Here is a 13420-nt window from a genome sequence, read left to right as displayed (position 1 = left end):
CCGCAGCGGCTGTCTCATTCCCGGCGGCGTGGAGCGCTCTCTCACGCAGAAGCCTTGGCGACCGCTGAACGCCTTCACCTGGAACCAGCCACATCCCAAACCCTCGCTTCTGCCCCTATCCGTAGACCGCGTTCAGTTTCTTAATCGCTGATTCCGCGAGTTCAACGCGACCCCCGAGGTAGTGTGCGTCGAGTATCTGCTGCACCGTCGCCATGGAGTGTCCTGTGATTGCGGCGATCTCGGGCACTGAGCAATTTGACAGCGCAAGCCGCGTGACAGCCGTTCCGCGCAAATCATGGAAGTGCAGGTCTTTTAGCCATGTCTTTTTGAATGCCTTGTCCCAGCTCGTCCGGAAACCGTCCTCCGTCCAGGGGCGGCCGAACGAGTTGACCAAAATGGTGACGGCCGACCGCTTCTCCTTAAGCGCAGCATCGAGGGCCTCCTTCAGCGGTGGTCCGACCGGTATCGTTACGCGCTGCCGGCCCTTGCTGCCGCGCCCCTTTGACTGGCGCATCCGGATATACGTGCCATCGTAGTGACTCCAAGTGAGCCGTAGCAGATCTCCCTGGCGCTGGCCTGTCCATAGCGCAAGCAGAAGTGCAGCCTGTAGCTCGATGGACGCCACACCGCAAAAGGCACGGATGTCCTCGGCGGTCCAAACTATCTCCGATCGATCGGATTCATAAAGCCGACCGCCGCGTTCGCAGACGTTCACGGCGATCTTTCCGTGGTCCTTTGCGACCGATAGCACGCGCGCGATCGTCGTCCAGACGTAATCTGCTTTGCGCGGTGTGGAAGCGAACGTATTACGAAATGCCTTGAAGTCCCCTCGTGCGCGCCTGTCCTCGACCGCGCCGACCGGCATCGCGCCAAACTTTGCCTCGATCAGCGCGAGATACTGATCATAGGCGCGTTTGCTCTTGTCACCAAGGCCTGTGTACTCGCTCTGATCCTTGAAGTAGTCGATGAGAGAGCTAAACGTTTCTGCGCCCTTCTTCGGCTTGGCTGCGATTGCCTCACTGTACACCCGTACGAAGTCCGGTGTGCCAGGTACTGCATCGATACGCGGACCACCCTTCCAAGCGTACCAGTACGTCTTGACTGTCCCGTCAGCGAGCCGCTTTGTTAAGCTGTTGATGCCTCTTAGCCGCATCCGCATTTTGCGAAGCCTTCCATTCGTCGTAGGGTGACAGCTGCGGTCGGATTTTAGAGTCGAGACCAGACATCCGGTCAAGGGCTGCATCGATTGCTTTTTTATCCCATTTGCGTGTTCCAGGAATCGGTCTGGGCATAATTCCGCGTCGAACCCAGTCGTTGAACGCGGAAAGCGACTCGCATCCTGCGTAAGCCGCCGCCCGTTCTTTCGACATGCCACGCGGCTCGATCACTCGGCGCTCCACTGCCGCTACTCCTGGTGCCGAATTTCGGCAGCACCGCTCTCGATCAAAGCCGAAGAAACTGCGTACAAAAGAGCAGGGGTCTGGCAGTCGCAGATACGGTTAGGGTGGAGTAGAAATAGGACAGGTCTGTGTACGCGGACCGTCCAGAATTGGATTATAAGGAGAGGGTACCCGCCGAATTGTTGGGCGCCGCCGGCGGTTATCGTATGGTCCTCAGGTGAGCGAGCGCAAAGGTCGGAAGCAAGCGGCGATAGCCCTTCCATAGCGGAGGGCAACCTGATCGGGCTGGTGAATGAGGAACGCAGCGATGACGCGGAGTTCGTGGAGGGTCCGCCATCGGCCGAGCGCTCCATCAGGAAAACCTGATTTCATCAAACAAATCGCCTCACTCGCCACCAGCAAGGAACGAGCGTGGATATGGATAAGCGCCTCGCAGCGATGATCGCGCTCAGCGACTATTCGCGGGCGTTCATCCTCGTTGAACTTGCTGCCCCGCTCCTCGGTGAGGTCCCACAGCAACTCGATGAGGTCGAAGGCTTCACGCCATCGTTGGATATTTCTTTTATTGAAACCGCGCTCTTCCCGGCGCAGCTGATTAACCCGCTTCGAGGCCTGGCGTTTTAGATCTCGACAAATCTGCGCGGCAAATCGATCCATCATCTGGTCGGCTATCGTCGGCGCCATAGCCTCGAACTGCTCTGTCGAGAGAGCACCCTCGGAGCGGAGTCGCTCGAGGACGTTTTCTATGGTGTCACTGAAGCTGGGCCCCATGGCGGTCGTTTCCGCTGTTGTTAACGAAGTAGCGCAAACAGAAGCGCTGCGATCAGGCACAGACCCATGCAAATGGCCATAAATTGTCCGCGGCGACCGATCTTCTGCATGCCGGAGAACGAGTACGGCTTGAAGACGGTCTTCTTACCCTCGTCCGGACCGCGGCGCTTGGGGACGATCTCCCGCAGGATCATCGGCACGCCGCGGCGCGTCAGCTTGGCGAGCACTGCCTCGGCCTCCTTAAAATTTGACGATCTCTCCGGAGGGCAGTTGGTTTTCCAGGGGATAGTCGATTGCGGCCCCGCTCTTGTGTGCTCGATCCAGATCGCCGGTTTCGGGCCCGTCCGGTAGTCGGTCCATTTGATGTGGCCGGCAATCACGTTCTCCGGGCGCCGCAGCCACTCGAAGCAGAATAAATCATGCAAATATCGAGCTAATAAACTGACTTACATGCCAGATCGTCCCTGAGCCATAGCTGCCGGCGCCTAGATCTATCTTGCCAGGTTTGCCCACTATTTTTAGCTTCCCTCCGTGGCCAGCGAGTGCAGAACCGGTGGTTGCAACCACGCGCGTAATCACAGTTACAAAAATTCCGGTCTAATCAGTGCTCTAAGGCGCGTCGGGATACAAAAATTTTTAGAGGAATCCTGTGAAAATATTCCGTAATGTCTGATCGTTGTCTGCAAAAGGTGGTATCTAGGCCGCAGCGACTCGCAATCCCTGCTTGAGGGAGGTGCCGCAATGCGTGGTGGACGAAACACAGATCATGACCGAACGGTCCAAGAGCAGTTCAAAAGCGCTGCGTAGAGCTAAGAACGCTGTTCGCGGCGCGTTCAACGTACCCAAATCGCCCTACTTCGAATCGACCAACCGTTGGGGAAAAGCCAAGCTCTCGGCGGCCGACCTGATCGTTGGTGGCGCATCAACACTCCAGCATGCAGATGCGGAGCAATTTCTCGCATGGGTGAACGGCTTTCCCCGCAAAGCGGTGCAGCTCTACCCGGAAAAGCCGATCACCAACCCGAATGATCTGGACTTTTCGGCTGTAACCATCCGGATGCCGCTGGTCGTCCGCTTGAACTGGCTGTCCAATTTCCTGTCGAAGTCCGCCAAGCAGTTGGCGGAGTTCGTCACCGAGAAGCGTGCCTTCGAGCAGGCTTTCCTGCACAGCGCTTATGACGAGGCCCAAGCCGTTCTCGACACATGCATGGCCAAGCGCGGATTGTCGATCTGGTTTCTCGAGAACCAGATCGCGCTGCTTCAGCGCAGCAAGGGTCTTGATGCTCAGAAGGAATATTCAAGGTCGATCAACGCCAACAACCGCGGCCGCCTGGCCGGTGTCGTGTCTTTCTGGGTAAGCCAACGCAATGAGGAAAATACGGTTTTTAGCCGCTTTCGAGCGCGTCTCCAGCCGAAAATCGGCGAATGGAAGGTCGACCAATCCTTGAGGGACGCCTACCAGGTCATCCTCGGCCTGCAAACTTTTGCAGAGTTAAGCGACCAGCGGGCTTCGTCAGCCCTGGGATCGTTGGCGACGGCATCCCTGGTCGATGCCTATACCTCGTGCATTCTGGCGCTTGAAGCCGTGTTCACGAAGCCGGATTGGCGCGCCCAGGCGGATCTCTTGAAGGCCGTTGTCATCCGGCTTCCGCAAAATGACCCCCGCGTGCGAGCCATCGCGGCGCTCTTGAGCGCGGATTTCGCGCCGCTTCCCCGCGCGAGCACCGCCTCGATCGATCAAATCTATCGACGGCAGATCGCACAACCGTGCAACGACAACATCTCAACCGATGCCGTCGCGCTTCTTGATGGCGTCACCTGCAGTCTTGCGGCGAGCCAACCCAACCAGCCCCATGCGGACCGCGCCGCGGTCATCAAGGAGTTCCATGCCGTCATCGAGGCCGCAGTGTCGCGAGGTCCGGGCTTCGAATCGAAGCTCGATCAGGGCAGCAAGCTCTCGGCCAACCTTCGGCACTTTCCGCTCGCCTCTGCGACGTCGGGCATTGTCGCGTTGCAGGATCCCGAATATCAGCTTGGCTCGCCGTCACCGGCGGTCATGTTCTACTTGTGCAGTGAACATTTGCATCCCTGGCACGCGCAGGTGCTCCCGCGAGATCTTGGCGTCAAGATGTGTGTCCAGCAATTCGAGCAGTCGCCTTTCGCGCGCGCAGTCAGCCAAGCGGCGGATGGCACGCTCGACGTGCGGCCCGATCAAGGCGCACCGATCCGGGAAATTGGCGCCCGGTTCCTGATGCCTGAGTTTCCAGCTCGCTCACTTGCGTTTCTGGATTTCGATCAGGCAACTGCCGACGATCTCACGCGGCGCAGGTTAGTGCCGATCAAGGTCGCCGCGCTACTGCAGCTTGGCATGCTGGAAGACGCCATCGGTGTCACGGCATGGGCCTGCTCGCATGATCCCGACATTGCATCCTTGCTGCCGCTGCGCGATATGGTCGACCAGGCGAAACGCGAGCGCGTGAGTATTGGCGACAAGCTGTCGCTGGCCATTCTCTTTGACGTCTATCTCGAGCGGTTCGTCGATGAAGACGCCTTCCAGTTCATGCAGTTTGCATATGAGGATTATCTGAGCAACTGCGGCGTTCAGCGTCCATCGGAACTGCTGGGTAAAATCGCCGTCGCCGATACAGCCAAAGCCGTCTACTTCCTCCGGAACATTGCCGTCCCGGAGGTAATGGATGTCAGCTTCTGGTTGTTCAAGCGCTCCCGCGATACGCTTACCGAGCGGGTCGAGGTGTGCCAGGCGCTCGTCGAACTCGACCCCTTCAACGAGGCCAAATACCGCGACGAGATCAAGGATATCTCGCGCCAGCTCGGTGTCCAAGCCGGACTGGAAGACGTCGATCGGAGCCGCGTCTATGTCAACCTGTCGAAACTGCATCGCTGGGCCGAAGTCGAGTTGCGCGAAAGCTTCGATCGCTATCAGGCGCTTCTCCGCGCCGGCGTCATGCCGGACGATCCCGGCGAATTTGACAAGGTGCTGAAGGACCTGGCCGCAGGCAAGGGGACCCTCGAAAAGTTCACGAACTATCCCGTGGACGAAGCCGGCCAGCTTTTGCTCGACATCTATAATTCTGTCGCAGCCAAATACCTGCACGATCCGGATATCGGGCTTGATGCCTATCTGAGCATGCGGATCCGTCACGGCTCGCTGGCAGGCAATATCCGCGGCCCTCTGGAAGAGCAGGGGCTGCTCGCAGTTCGTGACCAAGGAACGAATCAGTATCGCACGCTCAAAGTGCCGGACGTCATCGATTCCGATGAACCCGAGGCGTGGCAGACCGCCAAGAAGTCCATCGAGGCCTTCTCGCGGGAATTCGACCTCGTGATCGACGGCTTGGCGAAGGAAAAGCTGCAGATCAAATCTGATCGTAAGCCGAACGGGCTGTTCGTCTTCGACCCGAAGCCGATCATCATCTACTATCTGCGCGCCAACATCGACAAGGGCAGCACGTTCTCCGAATTCTTGACCCGCGTCATTGATGCCTTGCACCCCTACATGATGGTGAGCCTGCAGAACGTACGCAAACATATCACCGAGGATTTCAACGACGCGGTAGCCCGTACCGTGGACGAATTCCGCCGCTCACTTGATGAGGCGGCGCCGCCGGCCTTGAATTCGGCGCTTCAGGAACTCGTCAACCGGGCGCTGCCTGACTTGCATGGGTCGATTGAGCGCGTGGCGTCTTGGTTTGCGCCCGACCCTGAGGGCGAGCGCCGCGCGTTGCGGACGATGGAGCAGATCGTCGACATCGCAATCGAGGCGACCAACAATGCGCATCGCGGCTTCGTGCCCGACATTACGTTCGATATTGAGGATCTCGGGCTGCAGTCGACCGATACCCTGATCGAGTTCACCGATATTCTATTCACGATCTTGGACAACATCTACAGCCATAGCGGTATGCAGCGGCATCCCGTTCTCTCGATTCGCATCGCCAGTGACGGCGAGATGGACGGCGCCAGCCTTCGCGTTCGCATTGAAGTCACCAACAGGATCGGGGTCGGCGTTCGGACCCATGCGAGCGAACGACGCCTTGAGCGCATCAACGCTCTAATCCAGTCGGGAGACTATCGGGCGCTGTCCAAGGTCGAGGGCGGCACGGGTTTCCTCAAGCTCAAGCGCATCGTTGCGATGGATAGCCGGCAAACTCTCAATTTCGGATATCGGCCTGATGCCGATGAGTTCTTTGTCGAGATCGTCATGTACATGGTGTTCAAGGAAGATCCGATCATCAACAGCGGCCACCAGCTTTCGAGCCGAGGAACGAGTGCGATTGCTCCTCATTGAAGACGACGCGTTCAAGGCCAAGCGCATCTGCAAGTTCCTTGCGGACCGCTTTCCTACACACGACGTCGCCGTCGAGCGATCCGTATCCGCCGGACTCAGCCGCATTTTCAGCTCACCCGCGCCCGAAGCCATCCTGCTCGATATGTCGCTTAGCACCTATGACGTTGGCCCCCGGGAAACCGGCGGCCGCCCGCAGAACTTCGGCGGTATCGCCGTTCTGGAGCATATGTCCCGGCGGAATTTCCTTGTGCCGGTGATCGTGATCACGCAATTTGACACGTTCCCGAAAGACAACGGGGAGATGAGCCTGGAAGACATACGCGCCGATCTCAAGAGGCGATTTCCTGCCGCGTTCGTCGACTTGGTTTATTACAGTTCGCGCGAGGCTGCATGGGAGGGCGCGCTCGCGAGCTTGCTCGGCACCGTCATACCCAATGGTAGTCCCGGATGAAGTTTCTAATCGTTGATGACACGCCGTCGAAAATCTCCGAGGTCAAGGCAATCCTCGCGAAGGTCAATGATGGCAATTGCACGATCGAGGTAGCCGAGACCGGCCTTGCCGCGCGTGAGCGACTTGCGGAAACTCAGTATGACCTCCTGATACTGGACATCAAACTGCCGCTGCGCGAGGGCGAGGAGCCTGATCGTAAAGGCGGGATGACGCTGCTGACCGAGATCATGCATAGCGGACGCTTTCTCCGGCCAGTCCATGTCGTTGCGCTGACGGGCTTCTCGGATCTGCGGACCGAGTTCAATGCCAAGTTCACCGATGGCCACTGGACGATCGACACCTATGAGCCTGGCGAATTCGGCTGGCGCGACCGCCTCAAGGCCAAGGCCGATTACATCGCGAATGCGCTGAACCAAGTCGGCCAAGCGTATGAGACCGACCTTTGTGTGGTGACAGCGCTGGCGACCCCTGAACTCGACGCCGTCCGCGCGATCGAGAGTTGGCACTTCGGCGCCCCCGAGTCGCTTGACCAAGTCTCCTACATGTACCGGGGGCAGTTCAGCGTCGCTGGCCGATCCTACTCCGTGGCTGCGGCCGCGGCCCCCCGTATGGGTATGGTGGCGGCAGCGGCCCTGACGCAGAAGATGATCCAGCGGGTGCGTCCCCGACTTCTCGCGATGACCGGCATTTGCGCTGGCGTGCGCGACGCGTGCCATCTTGGTGATATCCTCGTCGCCGATCCCAGCTGGGACTGGCAGATGGGCAAGTATCTCAAGGAAACCTTTGAGGTCGCGCCGGACCAGCTTCCAACGCCCCTCGAAATCAGTCAGCGGATGAATATCCTGCGGAAAGATCGGGCGATGCTGATCGAGTTGTCAGAACATTATTCCGGCGACAAGCCCAACCAGATTCCCAACATCGAAGTGGGCCCCGTTGCATCCGGCTCGGCGGTCTTAGCCGACCAGGAAACCGCCGAGACCATACGAAAGCAGCACCGAAAGTTGTTGGGCGTTGACATGGAATTGTACGGCGTGGCGAGCGCGGCACGGGATGCCGGCCTTCCGAGGCCGCTTGCTTTCGGACTCAAGAGCGTATGCGACTTCGCTGATCATTTGAAGAATGACAAGTACCAGAAATATTGCTCTTACATGAGTGCCCAGGTATTGCGCGTCTTCATGGAGCGATATGCGCACGAGCTGATACCCGTGTCGAATCGATAGTCTAGCCTCCACGTCACCTGCTTGCGATGCTCTGTCAAAGCTTAGGAGCCTTTCAGAAGCTGTTGGCAGTCTTTGGCCCGCTGGATCAATTTGGCGGCAAGGCGCTCGACAATGGCGTTATCTAGCCCTTCCGCTTGCGCGGTAGCGCACACGTCACGTTATCGGGGAGCAGATCGGCCAGAAAGCTCAATCCGGCAATCATTGTTTCTGCTTCGAAGCGGATTTCGCGAGCGAATTTCTGCCATTCACGGGCACCTAGCTGGCCAAGCTTGTATTCCCGGCCAATCTTCATCGCGAGCTTCATCTTCTGCAGGTCGACATCGTCGTAGGGAATTATGCTGCAACATCGTAGAATGACGCAAGTCGCACCGCGGGGCCGCTGGCTAGCTGGCGTGTCGGTGCCTCCGATGAGCCAATTGAAGCAGAGGGCATCGATGAATGTATCGAGATCATCAACACTGTCGGTGGAGTCCGGCGACACGTCCGCGGCGAGACTCCTGACACAATAACTTCGCCCGCTGTGCCAGGCTCCAGCTTGAGGGGGCGAGGCCTTGGACCATTAGACCCTTATCCTCAACGCCATAGTCCAGGTGCTCCTATGCCCGTCTTCAGCTAATACCGAAGCGGGCGGAGCTACCCCTTCCGCGTCAACCGGATTCCGAAGATGATGAGTGCGCCGGAGAGGAGGAGCAGCAGCGACACCACTTCTCCAACCAAAGCCACCGCAAGCACCACTCCCACAACCGGTTGCAGGAATTGCAGAGGTGCCACTGCCGTGGCGCCCGCTTCGCCCAAGGCATGGAACCACAGCGCATAGCCAATGATTGTCACGAAAAGAATAAGGAAGAGAAGGGCGGCAAGTTCTGCAGCGCCAACACTTGACCACTCAAAAGCCATCGCCGCTGGAATCGTGAGCGGCGCAAGCACCAGAGCGCCGATGGCGATTGACCAGACGGTCGCTGGCCATTGGCCGATCCGCGCAGAACTACGTCCGCCAAAGACATACCCTATGCTAGCCAAAATGACGGACAGCAATACGAGCGCGTCGCCCGTCAAGCTCGCCGCGGACCCCGTCGCTCCCGGCAAAGTGCGCGATGTCATCAATAGGCTGATCCCGCCCATTCGACTGACGTTTCGACACTTCAATCCTGCGTTCGGCTACTTCTCTTGGACGCAAGTCGCTGTCAGACAGCAACGGCGCATCTCGGAGCCATATTCGATCGCAAAGGTCGGGTCATGCTGAAGACGGTGGTTGATGACCGAAGTGCCGGACGATCGGTCTTCGGATCCGAACGTCCTTCTTCTCGCGTGCTCGATGCATCGATTGAGGTCGTGGCGCGGGAGGGATCGACGATGCCAAAGGGCGCGTCACACCCGGTCCTCTTGCCTGCCTCGAGCGGTGAGTAAAAATGTTGTCAGCCGGATGATGCGATCTATCTATGGGGACCTATGTTGACATTCAGAGGGCCGGCCTCGTTCTCGATTTTTCAGGCATGTGCGGTTTGAGCCAGACGATTTGCTTGTCGGCCCCATCACTTACGAGCAGGACGTAAACGGTGTGCCCGTGACGCTGACGGCGCGGACATCGCGATGTTGGATTGTCGGGAAAACCCGGTCCCTAACTCCAAGTTCGACTGGGTGGTCGAAAATGTTGGCTTCGGTCGCTTCGACGACAGACGCCTCTAGCGGCTCCGGCACCGCCCTGATCTACGACGAAAACCTGCACTTTTTCGAAGCGTCCGACGCCGTGCCATCGAGGAGGACATCGCGCTCCAGCGGCGCGAATAATTCGGCTCAGCCTCTGCCAAGAAAGTTCGGCGCTTGTTACCCACAGACGTCATTGCGGAAACCTCTTAGAAATCAGAGGTATAGGGTTTATATATTATGCGTGCATGAATTCCCGTTTTTTGAGAAATATCGTATATGCAGTATAGCGCCGAGGCACGAATAGTATATTGTATATGTTGTTTTTCGCGATTTTAGCGAATTATTTCACATGAAAGAAACCGGTTCCCACCTTCCTCAAGGCCGTGCCCAGCTTCAGCGCGTGCTCGCGGCATCTGGCGATGTCATCCACATTGCTGACGTGACGAAGGCCCTTACCGTGTCGCGGGTCGAGGCGGCCAAGCGGCTCGCCCGGTGGCGGGAGCAAGGCTGGCTGCGCCGGGTGGGGACGGGTGCCTACGTACCGGCATCGGTCGATACACTCGGTTCGGAACGTGTACTTGATGATGCATGGGTTCTGGTGCCGGCGCTTTTCGCGCCGGCCTATGTCGGCGGCCGCACGGCCGCCGAGCATTGGGATCTCACGGAGCAAATCTTCAAGGACATCGTGGTCATTACCGGCCGGGCGATCCGCAGCAAGCAGCAATCGCGGCACGGCTTCGACTTCACGCTCAAGCACCTGAAGCCAGCGAAAATTTTCGGCACGAAGCCGGTCTGGCGCCATCATACCAAGGTGCCCGTCTCTGACGTGCACCGGACCATCATCGATCTGCTCGACGACCCGGCTATCGGCGGCGGCATCCAGCAGGTCGCGGATTGCCTGCATGTCTATTTCCGACGGCCCGATCGCAACGATGCAAAGCTGATCGAATACGCAGATCAACTCGGAAATGGCGCCGTCTTCAAGCGCCTCGGTTTCCTGGCCGAGCGGCAAGAGGGGGGAGGGGCACTCGCCGAGCAATGCCGGACCAGGCTCACGGCCGGCAACGCCAAGCTTGATCCCGCTTTGGAATGCAGGCGACTCATCTCAAGATGGCGGCTCTTCGTTCCTTTATCCTGGTCCGCCGGAGACGCTCCTTGATCGACAAGCGCGAAATCCTCGATCTCGCCGCGCAGACGTCGCTGACACCGCATGTCATCGAAAAGGATTATGCCCTTGGCTGGATGCTGGCCGGCATCTACGCTCATGAGGAACTCGCCGAGAAATGGATATTCAAGGGTGGAACCTGCCTCAAGAAATGCTTCTTCGAGACCTACCGGTTTTCCGAGGACCTTGACTTTACCCTGCGCGATGAAGCCCAGCTCGACGAAACCTTTCTCAAGCGCGTTTTCGCCGAGGTCGGCACGTGGGTTTACGAAGAGACCGGTATCGAAGTCCCAACCGATCAGCTGGAGTTCGACATCTACCGCAATCCGCGCGGCAATCTCTCCTGCCAGGGCAAGATCAGCTACAAGGGCCCGGTTTCGCCAACACGGCCCTTGCCGCGCATCAAGCTGGACCTGACGGCCGACGAACAGGTCGTGCTGCCGCCTGAAACCGCCGAAATCTTTCATCCCTATTCGGATGCTCCCGAAGAGGGCATCGAGGTGCTCGCCTACGACTATGTTGAAGCCTTCGCCGAGAAATTCAGGGCGCTGGCCGAGCGCACCCGCCCGCGCGACCTCTATGACGTCGTCAACCTGTACCGCAATGCTGATGCAAGACCCGAGCGCGTGCAGTTCGTCGAGGTGCTGCGCCAGAAATGTGCGTTCAAGGGAATAGATCTGCCGCAGCTGGCCGACATCGAAGGGCATCGGCCTGATGTTGAGGCCGGCTGGATGGGAATGTTGAACCATCAGCTCCCGGCACTCCTCCCAATCACTTCGTTCTGGGACGCCTTACCTGAAATTTTCCAGTGGCTGCATGGGCAGATCGCAGCGCCGGATCTGCCGGCGATGGCGATGGCGGCCAGCGCGCCACTTATTCAGGAACGCATAATCAGCTTTCCGGCTGGTTCGCACGCCCAATCCTTCATCGAGACCATCCGGTTCGCCGGCGCCAATCGGCTGGTGATCGAGATCGACTACCGTGATCAGAAAGGCAACCGCTCGACACGTCCGATCGAGGCCTATTCCCTACGCCGCTCCAAGGCAGGCGACGTTCTTCTCATGGCGGTGCGTGCCGATGACGGGCAGCCGCGCAGCTATTTGATGAGCAACATTCTTGGCGTGATGCCCACCCAGAGAACGTTTGCGCCACGCTATCCGATTGAACTAACGCCGACCGGATTCCAATCCATTCCGCAGACGTCGCGCTCAACGGGAATACGGGTCACGCGCAGGACTTCGAGGCTTCGCCGTACCTCAAGTTCAGGGCCAACCTACGTCTTTCGCTGCACGGCATGCGGCAAGCTGTTCGAGCGCAAATCGCATGATAGCACATTGCGCCATCACAAGAACCGGGCGGGCTTCCGGTGCTACGGCTCATATGGAGCGTATGTCCGCACCAAATACTAAACCAGGTGGCCACACGCCTCGACAAATTGAAATCAGGTTTGGAGCAGTTACTGGTGGTTGACCTGAAGACTCAGAGGTCCTGGCTGTAAATGGTCCAGAGGCATCGGATACCCATCGGTGGTTCGCCTCAGCTGTCTTCGGGAAGACGCTTCAAGCGAGGCGAGGAAATTCCAGTAAGCATCGCTGTGTGGAGGACATGAAATGCTTCTATCGTCAACCGCTCGCGGGGCGACATCTAAATTTGTCATCACCTGAGACATCACGCATACGGCCCGCAAGGTTGACTGAATTTCTTCAGCCTGAGCCAAAGCGAGCATCGCATAGTCCGCGTCGAATCCACCGAGCCACGACGCCATCGCTCTCGCGAACTCCGACTTTGGCGGCGGTTTGGGGTGCTCAATTTCAAAGAGCTTTCGCTGCATTACGGCGGCGCTGGATTCCGCGACCCCAAATGCCGAAGCCAGCTGTTTGAAGTAAGATTGGTCAATCAAAGGGGCCGATCGCATCAACGTCCAAACCTCCATCTGTTTCAGCGGCGGTGAATAATCGGAATTCTTGAGGTCCCGAGAAAGCTGCAGCTGTTCGCGTGACTCGATATTCCGATCGCGATCGAAGTCGCACCCCTTCAGTGCTTTGTCGCATCGAATAAAATCCGCATTGAGCAAAAACTGATCGTACTTCGATCTATAGGCGAGTTCTACTTCGAGTAATTTCGATTGGAGAAACGAGATCACAACGAGCTTCTGTTGTTGCAGCGCTTGAGTGTCACGTTCCTGAAGTTGCGTTTGGAACAGTTCGATTGCCACAAATACGGAGGCTATTGCGATTCCCATCTGAACTAGTGAACGCGCCAGATGATCCCAAAGTTTATTGGGATCCTTGAATGCTATGACCGCGACGCTGGTTCCCAGCAATAGCAAGATTGTCAAAGTGATGATCGCGATGATCAAGAATTGCTCCGACGTGGCTATGTCTCATCGATATAGAAGATCAGCTCGAAGACGCACGCATGGGCCCGGATGATACCATCGAATCCGCGAGCGATTTC

At 58.0% G+C, this 13420-nt stretch carries 12 protein-coding genes; 5 read left to right on the top strand and 7 right to left on the bottom strand.

Annotation, left to right across the window (positions count from 1 at the left end; genetic code table 11):
• Positions 1-115: 115 nt before the first annotated feature.
• The 4 genes from JQ573_RS38010 to JQ573_RS37995 all read right to left on the bottom strand — a co-directional run bounded on the left by JQ573_RS38010 (position 116) and on the right by JQ573_RS37995 (position 2596).
• Complete coding sequence (locus JQ573_RS38010; protein WP_312011745.1) at positions 116-1027, bottom strand: tyrosine-type recombinase/integrase; 912 nt, start codon at positions 1025-1027, stop codon at positions 116-118.
• 82 nt (positions 1028-1109) lie between these two features.
• Entirely contained in the window at positions 1110-1388 is a 279-nt protein-coding gene (locus tag JQ573_RS38005; protein ID WP_312011744.1) for a hypothetical protein, read from the bottom strand.
• A 225-nt stretch (positions 1389-1613) separates the two neighbouring features.
• The gene (locus tag JQ573_RS38000; RefSeq protein WP_212320024.1) at positions 1614-2171 is read right to left on the bottom strand and encodes a DUF5677 domain-containing protein; all 558 of its coding nucleotides are present in this window, start codon (positions 2169-2171) and stop codon (positions 1614-1616) included.
• A gap of 20 nt (positions 2172-2191) precedes the next feature.
• The gene (locus tag JQ573_RS37995; RefSeq protein WP_212320027.1) at positions 2192-2596 is read right to left on the bottom strand and encodes a hypothetical protein; all 405 of its coding nucleotides are present in this window, start codon (positions 2594-2596) and stop codon (positions 2192-2194) included.
• A 341-nt stretch (positions 2597-2937) separates the two neighbouring features.
• Between JQ573_RS37995 and JQ573_RS37990 the strand changes: the two genes are divergently transcribed.
• From JQ573_RS37990 to JQ573_RS37980, 3 genes are read left to right on the top strand one after another with little or no spacing between them, the layout of a single operon-like run.
• Positions 2938-6480: a hypothetical protein gene (locus JQ573_RS37990; protein WP_212408798.1), complete on the top strand. Its 3543-nt coding sequence runs from the start codon at positions 2938-2940 to the stop codon at positions 6478-6480.
• Positions 6467-6931, top strand: coding sequence for a response regulator (locus JQ573_RS37985; protein ID WP_212320031.1), 465 nt, complete (start codon positions 6467-6469; stop codon positions 6929-6931). The genes JQ573_RS37990 and JQ573_RS37985 overlap by 14 nt, the downstream gene beginning before the upstream one ends.
• Positions 6928-8151, top strand: coding sequence for a response regulator (locus JQ573_RS37980; protein ID WP_212320033.1), 1224 nt, complete (start codon positions 6928-6930; stop codon positions 8149-8151). The genes JQ573_RS37985 and JQ573_RS37980 overlap by 4 nt, the downstream gene beginning before the upstream one ends.
• 121 nt (positions 8152-8272) lie before the next feature.
• Here JQ573_RS37980 and JQ573_RS37975 read toward each other — a convergent pair whose 3' ends face one another.
• Positions 8273-8632, bottom strand: a complete 360-nt coding sequence (locus JQ573_RS37975) for a hypothetical protein (RefSeq protein ID WP_249132729.1) — start codon at positions 8630-8632, stop codon at positions 8273-8275.
• Positions 8633-8784: 152 nt separating this feature from the next.
• On the bottom strand, positions 8785-9252 hold the full coding sequence (locus JQ573_RS37970; RefSeq protein ID WP_212320035.1) for an EamA family transporter: 468 nt from the start codon (positions 9250-9252) through the stop codon (positions 8785-8787).
• Between the two features lie 895 nt (positions 9253-10147).
• Here JQ573_RS37970 and JQ573_RS37965 point away from each other — a divergent pair.
• Both JQ573_RS37965 and JQ573_RS37960 read left to right on the top strand, forming a co-directional pair.
• Entirely contained in the window at positions 10148-10957 is an 810-nt protein-coding gene (locus JQ573_RS37965) for a type IV toxin-antitoxin system AbiEi family antitoxin (protein ID WP_212320037.1), read from the top strand.
• The gene (locus JQ573_RS37960) at positions 10954-12372 is read left to right on the top strand and encodes a nucleotidyl transferase AbiEii/AbiGii toxin family protein (RefSeq protein ID WP_212320039.1); all 1419 of its coding nucleotides are present in this window, start codon (positions 10954-10956) and stop codon (positions 12370-12372) included. Before JQ573_RS37965 ends, JQ573_RS37960 begins: the two co-directional genes overlap by 4 nt.
• A gap of 47 nt (positions 12373-12419) precedes the next feature.
• Here the strand turns inward: JQ573_RS37960 and JQ573_RS37955 are convergent, their stop codons facing one another.
• Complete coding sequence (locus JQ573_RS37955; RefSeq protein WP_212320041.1) at positions 12420-13322, bottom strand: hypothetical protein; 903 nt, start codon at positions 13320-13322, stop codon at positions 12420-12422.
• Between the last annotated feature and the right edge of the window lie 98 nt (positions 13323-13420).

This window comes from Bradyrhizobium sp. AUGA SZCCT0105 (assembly GCF_018129565.1).
Classification (GTDB): domain Bacteria; phylum Pseudomonadota; class Alphaproteobacteria; order Rhizobiales; family Xanthobacteraceae; genus Bradyrhizobium.
The sequence above is the reverse complement of the archived record's forward strand: the minus strand, read 5'-3'. Positions and strand labels throughout refer to the sequence as shown.